The sequence below is a fragment of the Campylobacter hyointestinalis subsp. lawsonii genome (assembly GCF_013372165.1).
GTDB classification, from domain to species: domain Bacteria; phylum Campylobacterota; class Campylobacteria; order Campylobacterales; family Campylobacteraceae; genus Campylobacter; species Campylobacter lawsonii.
In genome coordinates this window covers 243938-261811 of record NZ_CP053828.1, presented here as the reverse complement: position 1 = coordinate 261811, position 17874 = coordinate 243938, and the positions used below count along the sequence as shown (strand labels likewise).

The following is a 17874-nucleotide window of genomic DNA, read 5'->3' as shown; positions in this document are numbered from 1 at the left end:
TTTCAGTCTTTCTTAAGATATCGTATAAATTCATCTTCAAATTTAGTTATAAAGCCTATTATTACGTCTTTTACAGCCGGTGCAAATACGCATATAGTCTTACCATCAAGCATAAAACATATATCTTTTAACGTTTGCAAGTCTTTTAAACTGCCTTTGCCATCAATTATCTTTTTTACAACTCTATAAGCCCAGCCGCACCCTTCTCTACATGGCGTGCATTGTCCGCAACTCTCTTCTGTGTAAAACTCAAGTAAATTTAAAAGCGCTTTTGGCATATCTGTTTTATCGTCAAAAACTATCATTCCACCAGTTCCTAAAGAGCTGTTAAAATCTTTTAAACTTTCATAGTCTAAAGTGGCTTTTAAAACTTCGTCTTTTGTGAGTACTGCGGCACTTGAGCCACCTGGAATGACTGCTTTAAGATCTCTGTTTTTCCATACTCCACCACCAAATTCGTTTATAAAATCGATCATTTTAGTACCAAACGCAGCTTCTTTTACGCAAGGCGTATTTACGCAGCCACTTATCTGAAATAGCAAAGTTCCTGGCGATTTTTCCGTACCTACGCTCCTATAAGCCTCCCAACCATTTTTTACTATAAAAGGCACACTTGCTATGGTTTCTACGTTATTTACAACACAAGGCGAACCAAATAAAAAATCAGGCTCACTTCTGTCGTGTGGTTTAAGCCTTGGATGACCTCTTTTGCCTTCTATAGACTCTAAAAGTGCTGTTTTTTCACCGCAGATATACGCCCCAGCGCCTTTATAAACTATGATCTCAAGCCCGTTTAACTCTGCTTTTGCTTCATTTATGGCATTTATAAGCGAGTTGTATTCTCTTTCATACTCGCCTCTGATATAGACATAAGCCATATTTGCACCAAGTGCGTAAGCAGAGATTATAATACCTTCTATTAGCAAGTGCGGATCTAAATTTAGTATATATTTATCCTTGCAAGTTCCTGGCTCACTTTCATCGCCGTTTATCACAAGATAGCGTTTTTTGGCTTCTGTTCTTTTGGCGTAGGCGATCATATTTTTCCATTTTACACCACAGCTTCCACCGCCGCCACCTTTGCCTCTAAGTCCGCTTTTATCTATAGTTTCTACTATAAATTCTCTATCTAAATTTAGATATTTTTCAAGGTCTAAGTAGGCGCCGTTTGCTTTTGCTACTTCTATTTTATGAGCGTCTTTTATAGAAAATCTTGCACTTACTACTTGCATTCTTTTGTCCTTAAATTTTCTATCAGATTTGCGACTTTATCTTCATCTAAAGTATCTATTTGCTCTAAATTGCAAAGCATACAAGGAGCTTTTTCGCAGTATCCAAGACATTCGGTCTCTTCAAGACTAAAAAGTCCGTCTTTGGTAGTTTCTCCAAGTTTTATACCAAGCAAGCTTTCGCAAAGCTCTATAAGCTCATCGCTTCCTCTTAATTTACAGCTTATAGTTCTACAAAATTTGAGCTCAAATTTACCTTTTGGTTTATCATTTAGCATAGCAAAAAAGCTGATAGCTTCTTTAAAAAAGATAGCTTTTATACCTAGTGTTTTTTCTAAATATTTTACGTCTGAATTGTCTATAAATCCATTTTTGCGTTGTACCATCCAAAGAGCTGGAAGAACTAAAGCTCTCTCATCATCTACTTTGCTTTTAAGCTCGATTATTTTGTGTAATTCTTCATCGCTAAATTTAAAATTCATCTATCTAGCTCCCCTGCTATGATATTTAGGCTACCAAGATTTAGTATGCTATCTGCTATCAAAGAGCCCTCTACCATTTTTGAAAATGCGTTTAGTGCGTAAAAACAAGGCGGTCTGAGCTTTAGTCTATATGGTTTTGTCTCGCCACTACTTAGTATAAAAAATCCAAGCTCTCCGTTTGCGCCTTCACTCGCACTATAATAATGACCACTAGGCAATTTTATACCATCAAATACAAGCTTAAAGTGATTTATAAGTCCTTCTATACTTCCATAAACTTGATCTTTTGGCGGCAATACAATATCTTTATCTTTTATGTTGATATCGCCGTTTGGTATTAAATTTATAGCTTGTCTTATGATAGATATGCTCTCTTTCATCTCAAAAAATCTTACAAACATCCTATCATAGATATCTCCGTAGCTTCCTACTGGAACGCTGAAGTCAAAACTATCATAAAAATAGTATGGTTTATCTTTGCGTAAGTCGTATGAAACTCCACTAGCTCTTAAATTTGGTCCGCTAAAGCCGTAGCTTAGAGCATCAGCCTTGCTTATTTTACAAATTCCTTGTGTTCTATCTAAAAATATGCGGTTTTTTTCTATGAGAGTTAGAGTATCATCAAGCCCTTTTTCGACGTCTATCAGATGGGCTTTTAGCTCATCTTCCCAACCTTCATAAAAGTCATTTGCCATACCGCCTATTCTTGTAAATGAGTTTGTAAATCTAGCTCCTGTTAGCTTTGAAAGGAAGTTGTAAATTTTCTCACGAGGATTATAAAGATACCAGTAATTTGTAAGCCCACCCATATCCACAAACATAGCAGCCAAACAGACTTCGTGGTCGATTATCCTAGCAAGCTCTCCTAGGATAACGCGCATAAATTTAGTGCGATCTGTTATTTCTACACCTAAAATTTCTTCTACCGCTTTTGCGTAGCCTACGTTATTTAGTAGAGCTGAGCAGTAGTTTAAGCGATCAGTATATGGAATGATCTGGGCGTAAGTATGATTTTCACAAGACTTTTCAAATCCGCGGTGCAAATAGCCTATCTCACTTACGCAAGAAACGATCTTTTCACCATCAAGTGCGACAAAATTTCTAATAGTTCCGTGAGTTGCTGGGTGAGATGGTCCTATGTTTAAAAATGTATATTTTGTTTTAAATTCATCATTTTCTTCGCTTGTAAGATTATTTCTTTTAAGCTCAAGCCTCATCTCATCAACAAGGTCATCGCTAGTATGTAAAACTTGATAAGCATCTATAGGATAGTCTTTTCTTAGTGGATGACCGACGAACTCTTTGTGATTTAGTATGCGTTTTAGGTTTGGATGCCCATTAAATATCACGCCAAACTGGTCAAAACACTCTCTCTCAGCCCAATTTGCACTCTTATAAATGCTCTCTACGCTCTGTACGCTATCATCGGTATCTACCCAAATGCAAAGCTTTTTCGCATCTAATCGCCTAAAAATATAATAAACACTAAATCTTTTTGTTTTATTTAAATTTAGATTATCAACACCGACTATGTCAAGAAGTATTTCAAATTTAAGAGTTTCTTTTATGAATTTTACAGCATTTAAAAGATCTATTTTGTCTATTTTTATGCTAAGAAGTGAGTTATCATTACAGGTTTCTAAGACTTTAAATTTAGAAGAAAATTCATCAAGCATCTAGTATTCCTTTAAAATCTTTATGCCTATCTTTTATGGACTCTTTGGATATTTTTTCTTGTATAGCTAGAAGTGCATCTATGATAGCCTCAGGACGTGGCGGACAGCCACTTATATAAACATCTACTGGTATTATTTTGTCTATTCCTTGAAGTGTTGTATAGTTATCGTAAAATCCACCACTACAAGCACAAGCTCCCATACTTACAACCCATTTTGGTTCGCACATTTGATCATAAATTTCTTTTAAGATCGGTGCTTGTTTAAACGAGATCGTTCCTGCAACTAGCATTAAATCAGCTTGTCTTGGAGAAAATCTTATGACTTCAGCACCAAAACGAGATAGATCGTGCCTTGAAGATACAACACTCATAAACTCTATAGCACAACACGCAGTTCCAAAAACCATAGGCCAAAGCGAGTTTTTACGCCCCCAGTTAAATAGCTCATCGACTCTTGTAAGTAAGACGTCATTTTTGATCAGATTTTCTATTCCCATTTTAAGATCTTCTTTTTATATATGTAAAATAATCCAACAAGCAAAATCCCCATAAATATAAACATTTCAATAAGTCCAAAAACGCCTAAGTCTCTTAAATTTATAGCCCACGGATACATAAATACCGCTTCTATGTCAAAGATGACAAAAATAATCGCGACAAGATAATATTTGACATTTATGCTTGAGTTGATACCACCATAAATATTTACTATACCGCTTTCATAGCTTCTATTTTTGGATTTTCCATCTACTTTAGGACCTATCTTTTTTGTAAAAGCAAGTCCGGCTATCAAAGCTAGAACAATAAAAATATAAAGATAAAGACTCAAAAAAAGATCACTATCCAAATTTATATCCTTTGCTTAAGTATTTTGGTGGGAATATTACTACTATTTTACATAATATTGTCTTTTAGAGTTAAATTAGTTTCAAGGTTTAATATTAGAAAAAATTATAGTATGGCTGTTTTTTGTTTTATTTATAAATTTAAATCTTTTACCTAACAAAAAATTTAAATGAAACAAATTCTAAAAAACAACGTGAAACGCTTTATATAGGATAAAAAATGGTGATAAACGTTATTAGAAATTTTTATGCTTATTTAGATTATACTTAGATTTTGAATTTAATTTAACTTTTGAATTTCTATATTTTTTAAATTTAGATATGATAAAATCTATCAATTTAAAAATAGGATAAAACGTGAATGATTTTTTAGAGCATAATTGGGGCGTTAAAAAACTTTATATAGATCCAAATTTTAGTATATTTGTAGATGAACAAACAGCCAGCGTAATTTTAAGTGTGAGTGCTAAAACTTACGATAGGTATATACTGCTTGATAGTTTTAAGGCTATCTTTGATAGAGTAAGTCTTGAGCCAAACGAATACAGCGTCCAGCTTATGCAAACAGGAATACTAAATGGCATAATAAATTTAAAAATCAAATTAGACGAAGTTTTAAACGGACTTGAGGAGCTCAGAAAAAATGACATTTTGGATTTTGTTTCTTTTAAATTTATAAGCGAATATCTTTTAAATTTAAAACTCGTAGAAAAACAAAATAGCGTTTTAAAAAAAGAAAATCTGACGTTTTATAAAAATATAAATAATTTAAATTTGATCTGCAATGAGCTTAAAGCCTTAGATGAAAGCCATATAAAAAGGCTAGAAAATGCCGAAAATAGCGCGAACAATTCTAAATTTTATATAGCAGTAACTGGCGTCATAAACGCAGGAAAATCAAGCACTCTAAACGCAATGATCGGTAAAAAAATTCTCGGCGTTTCAAATGTGCCAGAAACTGCAAATTTAAGCGTTATAACCTATAGTAAAGATGAGTTTGCAAAAGCAGTGTTTTGGAGTGAAAATGAGCAAGAAAGTATGGGGCTTGAGCCTAAAAAACTGCAAGATATAAAAGTAGATATAAGTGAGCTCGTAAAATATACAGGTGCCTCAAGTCCGCTAGCGTCTTATGTAAAGCAAGTGATTTTAGGAGTGGATTTGCCTATGCTTCAAGATGGAATAAACATAGTAGATACCCCAGGGCTTGATGATGCAGTAGTCTTAAGAGAAGAGCTAACAAAAGCTTATATGCAAGAGAGCGACTTTACGCTTCATCTTATGAACGCAGCTCAAAGCGCTACAAAAAAAGATATGAGCTTTATAGTAGATACGTTAAAAAACTCCAAAAGTGGTGGGCTTATAGTGGTTTTAACTCACATTGATAAACTAAGCAGCAATGATCAAGCTGAAGTTTTAGAATACACGAAAAAAAGTATCGCCGCTGAGCTTAAAGAGTATGGATTTGATGAATCTCTTGCTTTAGATGTTAAGTTTTTCTTAGTTTCTGCGGTAAAAAATATCGGCATAGAAGATCTTAAAAATTACCTTTATGAGAGCTTTTTTGGAAGTAACTCTAAAAAAGCAAATTTAATCATAGAAAACTACAAAAAAGAGTTGCTTCACATAACAAGGCTTATAAAAGAAGATGTTGATTTTAAGCTTAGAATGCTCGGCGGAAACAGAGTTTTAGCCAAAGAAACGATGGAAAACTTAAAACTTAGCCTATCAAATTTAGAAGAAGATCTAAACTCTCTAAAAGCACAAATGAACGAATTTATTAAAAAGCTAGACTACTCTTTTAGTGAGCTTAGTTCTCTAAAAAGTATAAGTTCTAAAATAAAAAATAGAATTATAAGCGATGTGAAGTATGCTAGGGATAGAAAACAAAAAGTGAATTTTGATAGGCTTGGAGTTATCTGTGAGAGCGGATTTAACGATATGTTTATAGATCTTTTTAGGGAATTTGGTTTAGTCATAGCTAAAGATATAAACTCGCTTTACGAAACGGCAAGGATTAAATTTAGCAGTGATGATTTTACGCTAAATTTGCCTAAAACCAAAGAATATTTAGATAAGAATTTGCCTAAGTTCAGCTTCACACAGCTAAAGCAAGATCTCTTTTCTGCAGTAAAAAACGTAAGCGATATGGAGATTTTGAGCCAAAAATTGACAACGCTTTTTGATGAGTTTATAGTAAATTTAAATTTACCAAATGAGCTTAAAAAATTAAGCCTTGCTTGTTCTAAAGAGTTTATGGATGGTTTGCAAACTTCACTTCATCAGACATCACAAAGTCTAAAATCTAAAGAAAAAGAGCTTTTAGATATGCTTAGCGTCGCTAAAGCAGATGAGGCGCAGCATAGAGAAGATAGGGCTTTGTTAGAGTCTAAATTTGAAAAATTAGAAGAAATTTACAATAGGATAAGTGCGTGTTAAAAGAATTTATAAAAGAGTATAAAGCTAAATTTGAAATAAGTTTTGATAGTGGTTTTTTAGGGCAGTGGCAGAGATTTCGCGCACTTTTAACAGAGCCTAAGTTTCATCCTAGCAGACAGCTTTTAGCTAGATTAAATTTACTAAACTCTCTAAATCACGAACCGCCACTCATCGCCGTAGTAGGACAGTTTAGCAGTGGAAAATCCAGCTTTTTAAATGCTCTTTTAGGACGCGAGATCTTGCCTACTGGTGTAGTTCCGGTGACTGCAAAGCCTACTTTTATAAAATACGCTCCAAATTTTATGCTCAAAGCACTTTATAATGATGGCAGCGAAGAGTACAGAGATATAGATGAACTTGCATCTTTTGTAGATCAAAGGCTATCTTTAAAAGGTGTCAAGTCTTTGTATATCTACGCACCAAACGAGCTTTTAAAAAAAGCTAGTTTTATAGATACACCAGGGCTCAACTCAAGAAGTGATGCTGATACGAACGAAACTAAAAAAATACTAAAAGACGCCACCGCACTTATATGGATAAGCCTTATTGACAACGCCGCAAGAAGCACGGAGCTTGAAGAGCTAAGCTTAGTACCAAGATCTTTAAAGCTAAACTCCATCTGCCTTTTAAATCAAAAAGATAAACTTAGTCAAACTGAGATACAAAATGTTTTAAATCATGCTAGTATTACATACAAAGACTATTTTAGCGGTATTTTCGCAGTCTCATCTAAACTAGAGATAAAAGGGTCTAAGGATAGCGGTTTTGAAAATGTTTTTAAATTTATAGATAGATTAAACGATACAAAGCAGGAATTTATAAAGGCAAAATGCGAAGAATTAAGAGATTCAAGCATCTCACAAAATACTAAATTTATAAGCATATTAAGTGAGCTAGAGACGATTTTTGATGAGTTTTGCTCAAATGCTAAGTTTGAAGAGCTAAAAAGTGCGTACGGGGATAAATTTAAACTTATGTTTGAAGAGGTAAAGCAAAACTCTTATTTCATTGCAAATGAGATAAATAAATCTTTGATAAGTCAAAAAAGAGAGTATTTCAAAGAAAAAACTACCTTGTTTGGTAAAAAGATCTATGAAAAAGTAGAGTATGAAAGAGTGATATTAAACTCAGATGAAGTGCTTTCAAAACTCATTTATAACGATGATAAAATGAGTAAAATATTTAGAAAATTCAAAAAAGAGCTAGGAGAGTTTGAGACAGCCATAAAAAGTGACTTAGAAGCTATTTTCGAGACTCTTAAAGATAGGGTTTTGGGTTTTAAAGCCAAATATGAAAGCCTTAGAAAGAGCGATGAGTTTCATTCTGACGTACTTTTTGCTGATATTCGCAAGTTTAGTAGCGAAGTTTATGCAAGGTTTTTGAATGAATTTGAAAAAACGCTTTTTAAAAGTTATGCTAAACTCGGACTATTTTTTGAAAAAATCAGTATAAAAATAGCTACAAACTATGAAAATGCTATAAAACTTGCTGTATTTTTCATAGAGCAAAAATGCCTTAAAGCAAGTAGCGATTATGAGAGCGATCCTTTAGCTTTTTCTTTGTACTATCCTAAGCTTGATGAGATAAATGAAAGAGTGCTTGGCTCGCTTGGCTACTATGAGTTTGAAAATGAATTTATAGGAAATAGAGCTTTTATCATTAAATTTATAGATGAAATTTCATCTTGCTTTGCGTGCATCAAAGAAGAAAATCTAAAGCATATCAACGACGTAAAAGATATTTATCTTAAAAATATAGATGAGCTAAAAGGTGATTTAATAAAGTAAATTTAAAAAGCTTATTTAAATTTGGATATTTTAAATTTAAATAAGTCTATATCTCTTGATCTTTTTGCGTAAAAAAGGTATCTATATGTATATTTTCAAACGCAGCTTGTAAGCTAGTAAATAGCTTTGGACTTTCTTTTTCAAGCTGGGCTAAAAGTTGTTTTGTTTCATATCTAGCGTGTGGCATTTTCACATCAAATCTCATCGCAGGACACGCTTCATCGCCTATGACAAAGAGATTATTTCTAGTAGCGTTATCTCTAAGCTGACGCTCTCTGACATTTATGAGAGGTCGTATCAGCACTAGTCCATTTTTCGCTCTGTATTTTGGAGCAAGCGTTCTTAAAGCACCGTTGTAAGTAAAATTCATAAAAAAACTCTCAACCGCGTCATCAAGATGATGAGCGATCGCTAGTTTATTGAAACCGTGCTCAAGCGCATAAGTATAGAGATATCCGCGTCTCATACGGCTAAAAAAGCTACAAAAACTCGAATTTTTTCTGATTTTATCTTTGCTTATTTCAAATATAGAGCTATCAATAACGCTATGCTTTATACCATGTGCATTGCAATGTTTAGTCAAGTACGCATAGTCCTCGCCCATACCATAGCTAAGCGTTACGGCTTCAAACTCAAATTTATCTGGAGTAACGTTTTGAAAATGCTTTAGTATATGAGCCAAAGCTAAGCTATCTTTACCACCACTTAGCCCAAGAAGTATCTTATCACCTTTTTCAAACATCTTATATTTAGCATTTGTTTGACCTACTTGACGAATGAGCTTTTTACTTAGTTCTATCATAAATACTCTACCATATCAAGTACAAATTTAGCAGATGTATTTGCAACCTCTACCACAAATTTATCAAAGTCGATCTCGGCACCGCCACCTGCTTCATCACTTATAGCTCTCATCAAAAAATATGGAATATCAAGAGTAGCGCACACTTGTCCAACGCTAGCACCTTCCATCTCCACAGCATCTGCATCAAAAGTCGATTTGATCCACTCTTTTTTCACAGGGTCACATATAAACTGATCTCCACTAGCTATAACTCCACCAACAAGATTTATACCATTTTTAACAGCAACTTTTTTTGCTATATTATTCAGTTTTTCATCTGTTTTTTCATACACATTTATACCAGGAACATAGCCATAAGGATGTCCAAATGCACTTATATCAAGATCGTGCTGAACTGTACTTGTAGCATAAAAGATATCGCCTATTTTTAATTTCTCACTTAATGCTCCAGCAACTCCAGTAAATAGCAGTATCTCACAACCAAATTTTTCTATAAGCAACGTAGCAGTTAAGGTAGAATTTACCTTGCCTATCTTTGAATAGGCTATAACAAGGTTATGGTTTTTATATTTAGCCAAATAAAACTCATTTTTAGCATATTTTATAGTTTCGTAATTTTGCAGTTTATCTAAAAGCGGTGCTATCTCTTCAGGCATAGCACCAAGAATTGCTATTTTCACGCTAACGCCTTTAAACTATCTTCTAAAGAGCTTAAATTTGAAATACTATAAGTGGTTTTTGAAGTTATTTTTTTGTTTAATCCTTTTAATACGCTAGAGCCAAACTCTATAAAACAATCGACATCGTTTTCATAGTTTTTAATACTTTGCTTATACAAAACAGGTTTTACCAACTGAAGCTTTAAGAGCTCCAAAGCATCTGCTTTACTAGTATAAGACTTAGCCGTGACATTTGATATAACAGGAGAAAACTCATCTTTTATAAGGCATTTAAGCTCATCATAGAGCTTAATGCTAGCACTATCAAGAAGCGGACAGTGACTAGCTACGCTCATATCTAAAAGCATAGCTCTTTTAGCACCGGCTTCTTTAAATACAGGCTCAAGTTCTACAAGATCGCTTTTTACTCCAGCCACCACTATTTGCCCATCACAGTTATAGTTTGCGGCCCAAACACTTTTTGATGATTTCTCACAAATATCTTTTACAATATCATCATTTAAACCAAGGATAACCATCATCCCGGCATTTTTACCTTGACAAGCTTCGCTCATAAATTTACCTCTTAAATGAACAAGCTTTATAGCATTTAGCATATCAAAACCACCGCTAACGCTAAGAGCTGAAAACTCACCGAGCGAATGGCCAAGTGCAAATTTAGCATTGATACCAATATTTTCTTTGAAAGCAAGAAAACAGATAAAAGAATTTAAAACAATAGCAGGTTGAGTAAATTCAGATATACCTAATCGATCGTTTTCTTTAAACATAAGCTCTTTAAAATTGATCTTACAAAAATCACTAGCACTATCTAAAAGGTCTTTTGCAGTTTTGAAATTTTCATAAATTTCAAATCCCATACCAAAGCTTTGAGAACCTTGACCAGGAAATAAAAAGGCAACATCACCCATTATAAACTCTTAGTGATTATGTTTTCCGCAGCATCCGCCACCATCTTTATCATGACCGTGACCGCCGCAGCACTCACTATCTTCATGATCTTCATGGTGACCATGTCCGCCGCAGCATCCTCCACCACCATGCCCATGATGATGACCATGTCCGCCACAACCGCACACATGAGGCATAGCAACGACACCAGTTAGCTCCTCATCTGCGTCTGCGTCTCTATTTTCTGTAATTTGAATATTAAATTCCAAATCCTTACCAGCGTATGGATGGTTAAAATCCACGGTAACTTCATTTTCTCCGATTGCTTTTACGATCACTCTAACACTACTTCCGTCTTCACCCTCGCCAAAAAGCTCCATACCTTCATTTAATTCTATACCGGCAAATTGCTCTTTAGGCAAAGTTTGAAGAGCGTTTTCATCATACTCGCCTACACCATCACTAGCCGGAATTTTAATAGTAGCCTTCTCGCCTACGCTTAAATTTATAACTCCGTTTTCTAAAGCTTCTAAAACTTGGTTTTTACCACTTACAAAAGCGATCTCTTGCCCATCTATATTTGATTCTAAAAGCTCACCTGTTTTGGCATCTTTTAATTCATAGAACATTTTTATTACTTTTGACATATTTTCTCCTATAAAAAATTTATGCAATTACTTGCGATTTGGTGAAGCTTTTGCTTCTTTACTATTTGGGTATGCTTGTTTTAATGCGTGATAGAATTTATTCGCACTATTTCTATCGCCGATCTTATCAAAGCTAATAGCAGTATGATATAATAATTTTGGCATATAATCAGCTTTATCGTAAAGCTCCACACTCTTTTGATAATGCGGAATAGCCTCTTTATATGCTTTTTGTATATATAGTATTTCGCCTAACATAAAATTTGAATACGCTGGTTTATGATTTTTATCTACAAGATATAAATAAGCAGATTTTGAATTATCATAATCTTTTTTCTTATATGCGAGATCTGCATATTCTAGTACCTCAGATAACTTCTTGTCATCAAAATTTAGTTTATCCGCTATAGAAGAGTTAGCGTTGTCGCTATTTTTTAAATCGGTTTTTGCGGATTTAGTATCTTGATTATTCATAGAATCGATTAAAGAAGTTAATTCAGATATAGCTTGTGTAATTTTTTTATAATTTTTCTCTTGTATATCTTGATTTTTTTTTAGACTTTTTTTCAACTCAGTAATTTCACTGGTTAAATTTAATTCATTTGCATTAACTCTGTTTTCTAAATCAGATATTCTGCTATACATTTTTTGATTGTTGGCACTGATACCATCAAGAACTGTTCTAAGTCCTTCTATATTTTCTTGCGCATTGGCAATATCAGATTGTACCGAACCAATATTTTGATTTAATTTTTCTACTTTTTGTTTATTTGTTAATAAGATCTTTTCGTTTTCCGTAAGACCATATGGAGTATCTCGATTAATATTACCTGCATCAAACACCGAAACTTCAGCATTAAGAAAACTCGCGGCTCCAAATAGAGCCGCAAAGATGAAATTTCTTTTCATAAAGATTATGGAAGAACTTTAAATTCATCACGACGATTTTGAGCGTCGCAAGCTTTTGTTTTTTCAGTACATACAGGTTTGCTCTCACCGTTACTTGTGATTTCGATTCTATCTTCACTTACGCCTTGATTTACAAGAGAATCTTTAGCAGCTTTTGCTCTTTTTACACCTAGAGCATAGTTGTATTCATCGCTACCCCACTCATCACAGTTGCCTTCGATCATGATTTTTAGACTTTCGGCGCCTGATTGATTAAATAAAGAAGCATTTGTATTTATAACTTCTTGCATATCAGAACGGATAGCGAATTTGTCAAAGTCGAAATAAACATTTTTAACTTGACTTTGAATTTGATTCGCTAAAGCAGCCATTCTTTCTGCATCACTCATCATATCAGTATTTGACATAGAGCCATTTGACATTTTATTTGCATCTGCATTCATGTCAACCTCAGGAGCTTTTGAACTACAACCAGCCACAAATAAAGCGGCAGCAACAGCTGAAACTAAAACTAAATTTTTCATTTCCTACCTTCTAAATAAAATTTTCACGCAATTATATCATAATTTATAATTTTTTTGTCATAAAAATTATAAATTTTAAAAAACAGACAATCTTTACCAATCAATTGATTGTAATTTACCAATCCTAAGCGGAAACTGGAAACTCTTATTTTCATTTATACGTATAATACCAACAGCACTTTCTCCACCGGAATTTTTTATAAATACCACGCTACCACCATCTGCAGAAAAACGAGGATAAGTATTTACTCCACCGGCTGTAAGCTGCCTTATATAGTCGCTCTTTGTAGAAATAAGATATAAATTAAATGTTTTTGTGCTATAACCTGAGCTTTCACGACTAGAATAAACAACATAATTTTGGTATGTAGTTACAGAGTTATTGTTTTTACCATGAAATACCATTTGCTCTACAGCTCCACCATTTACGCTAGTGCTAAAAACATTAGGATAGCCTAGCCTATCGCTGACAAAAACTATTTTAGTATCATTATCTACAAAATTCCCATTTACGTCTATACCTCTAAAATCAGTGATTCTAGTTTTTCTTTTTGTGTTTATATCATAAACAAATATATCGCTTTGGTCATCTGGCGCCATTGTCAAAAGAAGTTTGTTGCCGTCTTGACTGACGTCTGAAGCGACTATCATACCCGCACTCGTTGTTATCTTTGTTTTTCTTCCAGTAGCAAGATCATATCTAAATAATGTAGGAACCATCTTTATATATGATGTATAATAAAACGCACTTTGCTCTTTATTTGCCCATTTTGGAAAAATATTTAATCCCCCTGTTAGTATGACTTTTTGATAAGTTAGCGTATAGTCTGCTACTATTATATTACTCTTTCCAGGAGACGTATATTGAGATATGATAATTGATTTATCCATCCAATCAATAGGGGATAAATTTAAATTCCTAGCTATCTCAGCTACACTTTTATGTGCTAAAAATGGAAATTTAGCAAGCTCACCTTGAGAAAAAACACTCTCATATCTTATAGAGCCATCTTTTGCATTTAAAAGCTTGACTTTTAACTCAAGTCCAGATCCTGCATTACTCAAAGCATATCTTAATATAAACTCTGGATTTTTGCTATTTGCTAAATTTGTTCTAAAATCACCATCATACGAGCTAGTATAGTAATCCTCGATAACCTCAAATGATGAACCAACTTTCAAATCTCCTATCATTATCTTAAAAAATTTATTTTTAAGTCCTGAATTTGAAAAATTTGTAGTCGCATCTTGAACTAAAATTCTCGGTAAAACAAGTCCTTTATTTATGACTTCCATTGTAGCGTCAGCCGCGATAAGCCCTACACATAAGGCAACTAATAAAAATATTTTTCTCATTCTCACTCCGTATCAATTTGATCTATTAATATTAATGAAATAGAAGCCGTTTGCCTATTTGGCGGAACAGGAAACTCTACTTCTTTAAGTCTTTCTAAAAAATCCCTAACTTTATTATTAAACTCTTTGTCATAAGATAAAGAGATGATATTGTAACTCAGTTTTCCAAATTTATCTATAAAAACTTGAACTTTTGCATTATTATTTGTATCGGCTTTATAAACAACCCATTTTCTTTGGATTATTTCGCTTATATCTCCAAAAAATTTATTATATTCGCCGGTCATTCCAGCTTTTGGAGCTTTAGAAGCTATATCTTTTTGAAGTGATTTAAATATGTCGCTTGCACTTTTTGAGCTAGATTCGGTTTTTTTAGCGCTTTGCTTATTGCTTTGGACGGCTTCAGGTTTTGTGCTACTTTTTGTTTCTGGTAATTTAGTTTTACTAAAAAGCTCACTTAAATTTACACTAGGAGTCTCTTTTTGTGGAGCAACTTCTTTGGTTGGTTCTTCTTTTTTTGGCTCTGGAGTCTGTTTATTTGTAGTTTTTATCTGCTCTTCTTTGGGTTCTTCTTGTTCTTTTGTTATCTTAGCTTCTACCTTTTTTTCATCTTGTTTTGGAGAGATCAGAGTATCTGCGACTTCAGTTTGAACAACATAAACGTCCATAAATGCATCTTTTTGATTTGTATATTTTTTTGGATCTTCTCTTGTATAAATTTTAAAAAAAAGAAAAAATATTATACAAATATATATTATAGATGCAATTATAAAAGAGCTAAACGTAGGATACGTAGCACCGATTTTTTTAGATATTTTAGCCATTTGTTTCTAATGCGACTTTTGTAAATCCTGCATTTTTCATGCTTTTTAATACAAACATAACATCATCATATATAAGTCTTTTATCGGCTTTTATATAAACTGGTGAGCCTTTATCGTATTTTTGTGAAATCAAAACTAGGTTATCTGCTAACTCGTTTAAATCCATAGTAGTTTGATTGATATAGACTTTTCTTTGCGCATCTATTCTTACAGTCAGACTTTTTAAATTTTGAGAGACGACTTTAGTTTTAGAACCATCTGGAAGAGTAATCTGCTCTTCGTATATTATAGCAGGAGTTGTAACCATCAAAATAGCAAGCAACACAAGCATAATATCAACTAGTGGAGTTATATTTAACTCCGGAGTTTCATCGAGATTGATCATCTTACTTTGTTTCTTCTTGCGTACTTAATAAAATATTTGACTCTCTTCTTATTATACTAAGAATCTCATACGCTTTTCTTTTTATAAGAAGATTGAAACTATAAGCCGGGATAGCTACAAATATACCACATCCAGTAGCAACCAAAGCTTCTGAAATAGCCGGTGCGATCACGCTTAAAGAACTACTTCCGCCACCTTGCCCAAGTCCTGCAAATGTTTCAAGTATGCTAACAACCGTACCAAAAAGCCCTATAAATGGTGACGTTGAAGCGATAATAGAAAGCATAGTAAGTCCGCTAGTCGCATTTGTCTCTGCTAAACTGATACATACATCTAATTTCTCTTTAGTAGGAAAACTTGATGCGCATTTTTTTAAAGAAGAATCTACAGAAGATACTTTAGCACCCATCAAAATAGACTCTAATGCAGCTTGCTCTTTTTTCTTCCAAGTATTCAGTCCAGTATATCTAGAAAATAGTATAGTAAAACTAATAATAAAATATAGCGACAACCAACTTAAGACGAAGATTGTCACCAAGCTACTTTTTGATAGATAATTCAAAAACAGATCTAAAAAGCTTAACACCTATTTAGCCCTCGCAGCATTTTCGATTTTTGATAAAGCAGCAGCCAAAATTCCGTTTCCATCTTCCATGGATCGAACTAGATCTTTGGCTTTTTGTAGCGATTTAGCTATCTCACTCTCGCTATTTCCAGATACATAAACTGCACCATCTACTAAAACTACGACTTTATTTTCATCTATTTTAGCATAACCCCAGTCTATAGCAACTGCATCATGAGTTCCATCGGTATTTTCTATATCGACAACGCCTATCTTCAAAAGTGAGACAAGAGAGGCATGCCCAGGAAGCACACCAAACTCACCCTCGCTACCAGGAAGGACTACCATTTTAGCATCATTAGAAAATATTAGCCCCTCAGGAGTGACTATTTCTAAATATATTGTATTCATATAGCTTCCTTTTGGCTTACGCTTTCATTTTTTCAGCTTTAGCGATAGCCTCATCAATATTTCCTACCATATAAAATGCGTTTTCTGGTAGATGATCATATTTACCCTCTAAAATACCTTTAAATCCAGCAATTGTCTCTTCTAAGCTCACATATTTACCAGGGCTTCCTGTGAAAACTTCAGCTACGAAGAATGGTTGAGATAGGTATTTTTCTATCTTTCTAGCTCTATCAACTGTAAGCTTATCTTCTTCACTTAGCTCATCCATACCAAGGATTGCGATAATATCTTGCAAATCTTTATATTTTTGAAGCACGGCTTGAACTCCACGAGCTATTTTATAGTGCTCTTCACCTAAAATTTGAGGATCAAGCATTCTTGAAGTCGAATCAAGCGGATCAACTGCTGGATAGATACCTTTTTCGGCAATAGCACGGTTAAGAACAGTTGTTGCATCAAGGTGAGCAAAAACAGTAGCTGGCGCTGGGTCAGTAAGGTCATCAGCTGGCACATATACAGCTTGAACAGACGTAATCGAACCTTTTTTAGTCGATGTGATTCTCTCTTGAAGTCTTCCCATCTCACTAGCAAGTGTTGGCTGGTAACCAACAGCACTTGGGATACGACCAAGAAGCGCTGACATCTCTGAACCTGATTGAGAAAATCTAAAGATATTATCAATAAACATAAGAACATCTAGCCCCATCTCATCGCGGAAATACTCAGCCATTGTAAGACCAGTAAGTGCTATACGGTTTCTTGCCCCTGGTGGTTCATTCATTTGTCCATAGCATAAGGCAACTTTGTCTAAAACACCAGATTCTTTCATCTCATTATAAAGGTCATTACCCTCTCTAGTCCTCTCACCAACACCCGCAAATACAGAGTAACCACTATGTTTAAAAGCAACATTGTGGATAAGCTCCATTATGATAACTGTTTTACCAACGCCAGCACCGCCAAATAGCCCTACTTTACCACCTTTTGCGTATGGCGCTAAAAGATCAACTACCTTAATACCAGTTTCAAAAATTTCACTCTTTGTGCTTTGTTCTTCAAATGGCGGTGGATCTCTATGGATAGACCATTTTGTATCAAATTTCTCTTCAGCACCTTCATCTATCAAATCGCCAACAACATTAAAAATCCTACCCAAAACTTTTTCACCTACTGGAACACTAATAGGCGCACCAAGAGCTGTAGCTTCTAATCCCCTAGTAAGCCCTTCGCTCATATCCATAGCAATCGTTCTAACTCTATTATCGCCTAGATGGGCAGCAGTCTCTAGGATAAGTTTATTTGTCTTACCCTCTACTGTAAAATTTACTTCAATAGCTTCGTTAATCTTAGGCAAGTAGTCTTTGAAATCAACATCAACTACAGGACCCATAACTTGGCTAATTACACCTTTCATTATCAC

The 17874-nt window shown here is 34.1% G+C and carries 19 protein-coding genes; 2 read left to right on the top strand and 17 right to left on the bottom strand.

Annotated elements, in window-relative coordinates:
- Positions 1–2: 2 nt before the first annotated feature.
- The 5 genes from nuoF to CHLWT_RS01450 are packed head-to-tail and all read right to left on the bottom strand — an operon-like array spanning position 3 to position 4236.
- Entirely contained in the window at positions 3–1232 is a 1230-nt protein-coding gene (gene nuoF / locus CHLWT_RS01470; RefSeq protein ID WP_111999991.1) for an NADH-quinone oxidoreductase subunit NuoF, read from the bottom strand.
- Positions 1223–1711 (bottom strand): NADH-quinone oxidoreductase subunit NuoE family protein, encoded by a 489-nt coding sequence (locus tag CHLWT_RS01465; RefSeq protein ID WP_111948074.1) that lies wholly within the window; start codon positions 1709–1711, stop codon positions 1223–1225. The genes nuoF and CHLWT_RS01465 overlap by 10 nt, the downstream gene beginning before the upstream one ends.
- On the bottom strand, positions 1708–3387 hold the full coding sequence (locus CHLWT_RS01460) for an NADH-quinone oxidoreductase subunit D (protein ID WP_111999992.1): 1680 nt from the start codon (positions 3385–3387) through the stop codon (positions 1708–1710). The genes CHLWT_RS01465 and CHLWT_RS01460 overlap by 4 nt, the downstream gene beginning before the upstream one ends.
- Complete coding sequence (locus CHLWT_RS01455) at positions 3380–3886, bottom strand: NADH-quinone oxidoreductase subunit B (RefSeq protein ID WP_063998726.1); 507 nt, start codon at positions 3884–3886, stop codon at positions 3380–3382. The genes CHLWT_RS01460 and CHLWT_RS01455 overlap by 8 nt, the downstream gene beginning before the upstream one ends.
- On the bottom strand, positions 3877–4236 hold the full coding sequence (locus tag CHLWT_RS01450) for an NADH-quinone oxidoreductase subunit A (RefSeq protein ID WP_111948072.1): 360 nt from the start codon (positions 4234–4236) through the stop codon (positions 3877–3879). The genes CHLWT_RS01455 and CHLWT_RS01450 overlap by 10 nt, the downstream gene beginning before the upstream one ends.
- Before the next feature lie 355 nt (positions 4237–4591).
- On the opposite strand from CHLWT_RS01450, the gene CHLWT_RS01445 reads away from it, so the two are divergent.
- Together CHLWT_RS01445 and CHLWT_RS01440 are read left to right on the top strand one after the other, a co-directional pair.
- The gene (locus tag CHLWT_RS01445; RefSeq protein WP_111999993.1) at positions 4592–6670 is read left to right on the top strand and encodes a dynamin family protein; all 2079 of its coding nucleotides are present in this window, start codon (positions 4592–4594) and stop codon (positions 6668–6670) included.
- Entirely contained in the window at positions 6664–8457 is a 1794-nt protein-coding gene (locus CHLWT_RS01440) for a dynamin family protein (protein WP_111999994.1), read from the top strand. The genes CHLWT_RS01445 and CHLWT_RS01440 overlap by 7 nt, the downstream gene beginning before the upstream one ends.
- Before the next feature lie 46 nt (positions 8458–8503).
- Here CHLWT_RS01440 and CHLWT_RS01435 read toward each other — a convergent pair whose 3' ends face one another.
- From CHLWT_RS01435 to atpD, 12 genes are all read right to left on the bottom strand, one after another.
- A complete protein-coding gene (locus CHLWT_RS01435) occupies positions 8504–9259 on the bottom strand; it encodes a tRNA 2-thiocytidine biosynthesis TtcA family protein (RefSeq protein WP_111999995.1) in 756 nt (251 codons plus the stop codon).
- Complete coding sequence (locus tag CHLWT_RS01430; protein ID WP_111999996.1) at positions 9256–9942, bottom strand: 5'-methylthioadenosine/adenosylhomocysteine nucleosidase; 687 nt, start codon at positions 9940–9942, stop codon at positions 9256–9258. Before CHLWT_RS01430 ends, CHLWT_RS01435 begins: the two co-directional genes overlap by 4 nt.
- Positions 9939–10853, bottom strand: coding sequence for an ACP S-malonyltransferase (gene fabD, locus CHLWT_RS01425; RefSeq protein WP_176320850.1), 915 nt, complete (start codon positions 10851–10853; stop codon positions 9939–9941). The genes CHLWT_RS01430 and fabD overlap by 4 nt, the downstream gene beginning before the upstream one ends.
- A 9-nt stretch (positions 10854–10862) precedes the next feature.
- Entirely contained in the window at positions 10863–11492 is a 630-nt protein-coding gene (locus CHLWT_RS01420; RefSeq protein WP_394349363.1) for an FKBP-type peptidyl-prolyl cis-trans isomerase, read from the bottom strand.
- A gap of 15 nt (positions 11493–11507) precedes the next feature.
- A complete protein-coding gene (locus tag CHLWT_RS01415; protein ID WP_112000669.1) occupies positions 11508–12389 on the bottom strand; it encodes a tetratricopeptide repeat protein in 882 nt (293 codons plus the stop codon).
- A 5-nt stretch (positions 12390–12394) separates the two neighbouring features.
- Positions 12395–12913: an OmpA family protein gene (locus tag CHLWT_RS01410; protein ID WP_063998735.1), complete on the bottom strand. Its 519-nt coding sequence runs from the start codon at positions 12911–12913 to the stop codon at positions 12395–12397.
- A gap of 93 nt (positions 12914–13006) precedes the next feature.
- Positions 13007–14269 carry a Tol-Pal system protein TolB gene (gene tolB / locus CHLWT_RS01405; RefSeq protein WP_112000668.1) on the bottom strand — a complete coding sequence of 421 codons (1263 nt, stop codon included), beginning with the start codon at positions 14267–14269 and terminating at the stop codon, positions 13007–13009.
- 2 nt (positions 14270–14271) lie between these two features.
- A complete protein-coding gene (locus CHLWT_RS01400) occupies positions 14272–14937 on the bottom strand; it encodes a TonB C-terminal domain-containing protein (RefSeq protein WP_170253215.1) in 666 nt (221 codons plus the stop codon).
- A gap of 148 nt (positions 14938–15085) precedes the next feature.
- The gene (locus tag CHLWT_RS01395) at positions 15086–15478 is read right to left on the bottom strand and encodes a biopolymer transporter ExbD (RefSeq protein ID WP_059426280.1); all 393 of its coding nucleotides are present in this window, start codon (positions 15476–15478) and stop codon (positions 15086–15088) included.
- A 1-nt stretch (position 15479) separates the two neighbouring features.
- Positions 15480–16064 (bottom strand): MotA/TolQ/ExbB proton channel family protein, encoded by a 585-nt coding sequence (locus CHLWT_RS01390; RefSeq protein ID WP_111985723.1) that lies wholly within the window; start codon positions 16062–16064, stop codon positions 15480–15482.
- Positions 16065–16454 (bottom strand): ATP synthase F1 subunit epsilon, encoded by a 390-nt coding sequence (gene atpC / locus CHLWT_RS01385; RefSeq protein WP_063998739.1) that lies wholly within the window; start codon positions 16452–16454, stop codon positions 16065–16067.
- 16 nt (positions 16455–16470) lie between these two features.
- Positions 16471–17868, bottom strand: coding sequence for a F0F1 ATP synthase subunit beta (gene atpD / locus CHLWT_RS01380; RefSeq protein ID WP_063998740.1), 1398 nt, complete (start codon positions 17866–17868; stop codon positions 16471–16473).
- Positions 17869–17874 lie beyond the last annotated feature (6 nt).

Coding starts and splice junctions, on each gene's coding strand:
- CHLWT_RS01410 (WP_063998735.1), bottom strand. CDS start 12,913: ATGAAAAATTTAGTTTTAGTTTCAGCTGTTGCTGCCGCTTTATTTGTG.
- atpC (WP_063998739.1), bottom strand. CDS start 16,454: ATGAATACAATATATTTAGAAATAGTCACTCCTGAGGGGCTAATATTT.
- CHLWT_RS01455 (WP_063998726.1), bottom strand. CDS start 3,886: ATGGGAATAGAAAATCTGATCAAAAATGACGTCTTACTTACAAGAGTC.
- fabD (WP_176320850.1), bottom strand. CDS start 10,853: ATGGGTGATGTTGCCTTTTTATTTCCTGGTCAAGGTTCTCAAAGCTTT.
- nuoF (WP_111999991.1), bottom strand. CDS start 1,232: ATGCAAGTAGTAAGTGCAAGATTTTCTATAAAAGACGCTCATAAAATA.
- CHLWT_RS01465 (WP_111948074.1), bottom strand. CDS start 1,711: ATGAATTTTAAATTTAGCGATGAAGAATTACACAAAATAATCGAGCTT.
- atpD (WP_063998740.1), bottom strand. CDS start 17,868: ATGAAAGGTGTAATTAGCCAAGTTATGGGTCCTGTAGTTGATGTTGAT.
- CHLWT_RS01395 (WP_059426280.1), bottom strand. CDS start 15,478: ATGATCAATCTCGATGAAACTCCGGAGTTAAATATAACTCCACTAGTT.
- CHLWT_RS01460 (WP_111999992.1), bottom strand. CDS start 3,387: ATGCTTGATGAATTTTCTTCTAAATTTAAAGTCTTAGAAACCTGTAAT.
- CHLWT_RS01435 (WP_111999995.1), bottom strand. CDS start 9,259: ATGATAGAACTAAGTAAAAAGCTCATTCGTCAAGTAGGTCAAACAAAT.
- CHLWT_RS01400 (WP_170253215.1), bottom strand. CDS start 14,937: ATGGACGTTTATGTTGTTCAAACTGAAGTCGCAGATACTCTGATCTCT.
- tolB (WP_112000668.1), bottom strand. CDS start 14,269: ATGAGAAAAATATTTTTATTAGTTGCCTTATGTGTAGGGCTTATCGCG.
- CHLWT_RS01415 (WP_112000669.1), bottom strand. CDS start 12,389: ATGAAAAGAAATTTCATCTTTGCGGCTCTATTTGGAGCCGCGAGTTTT.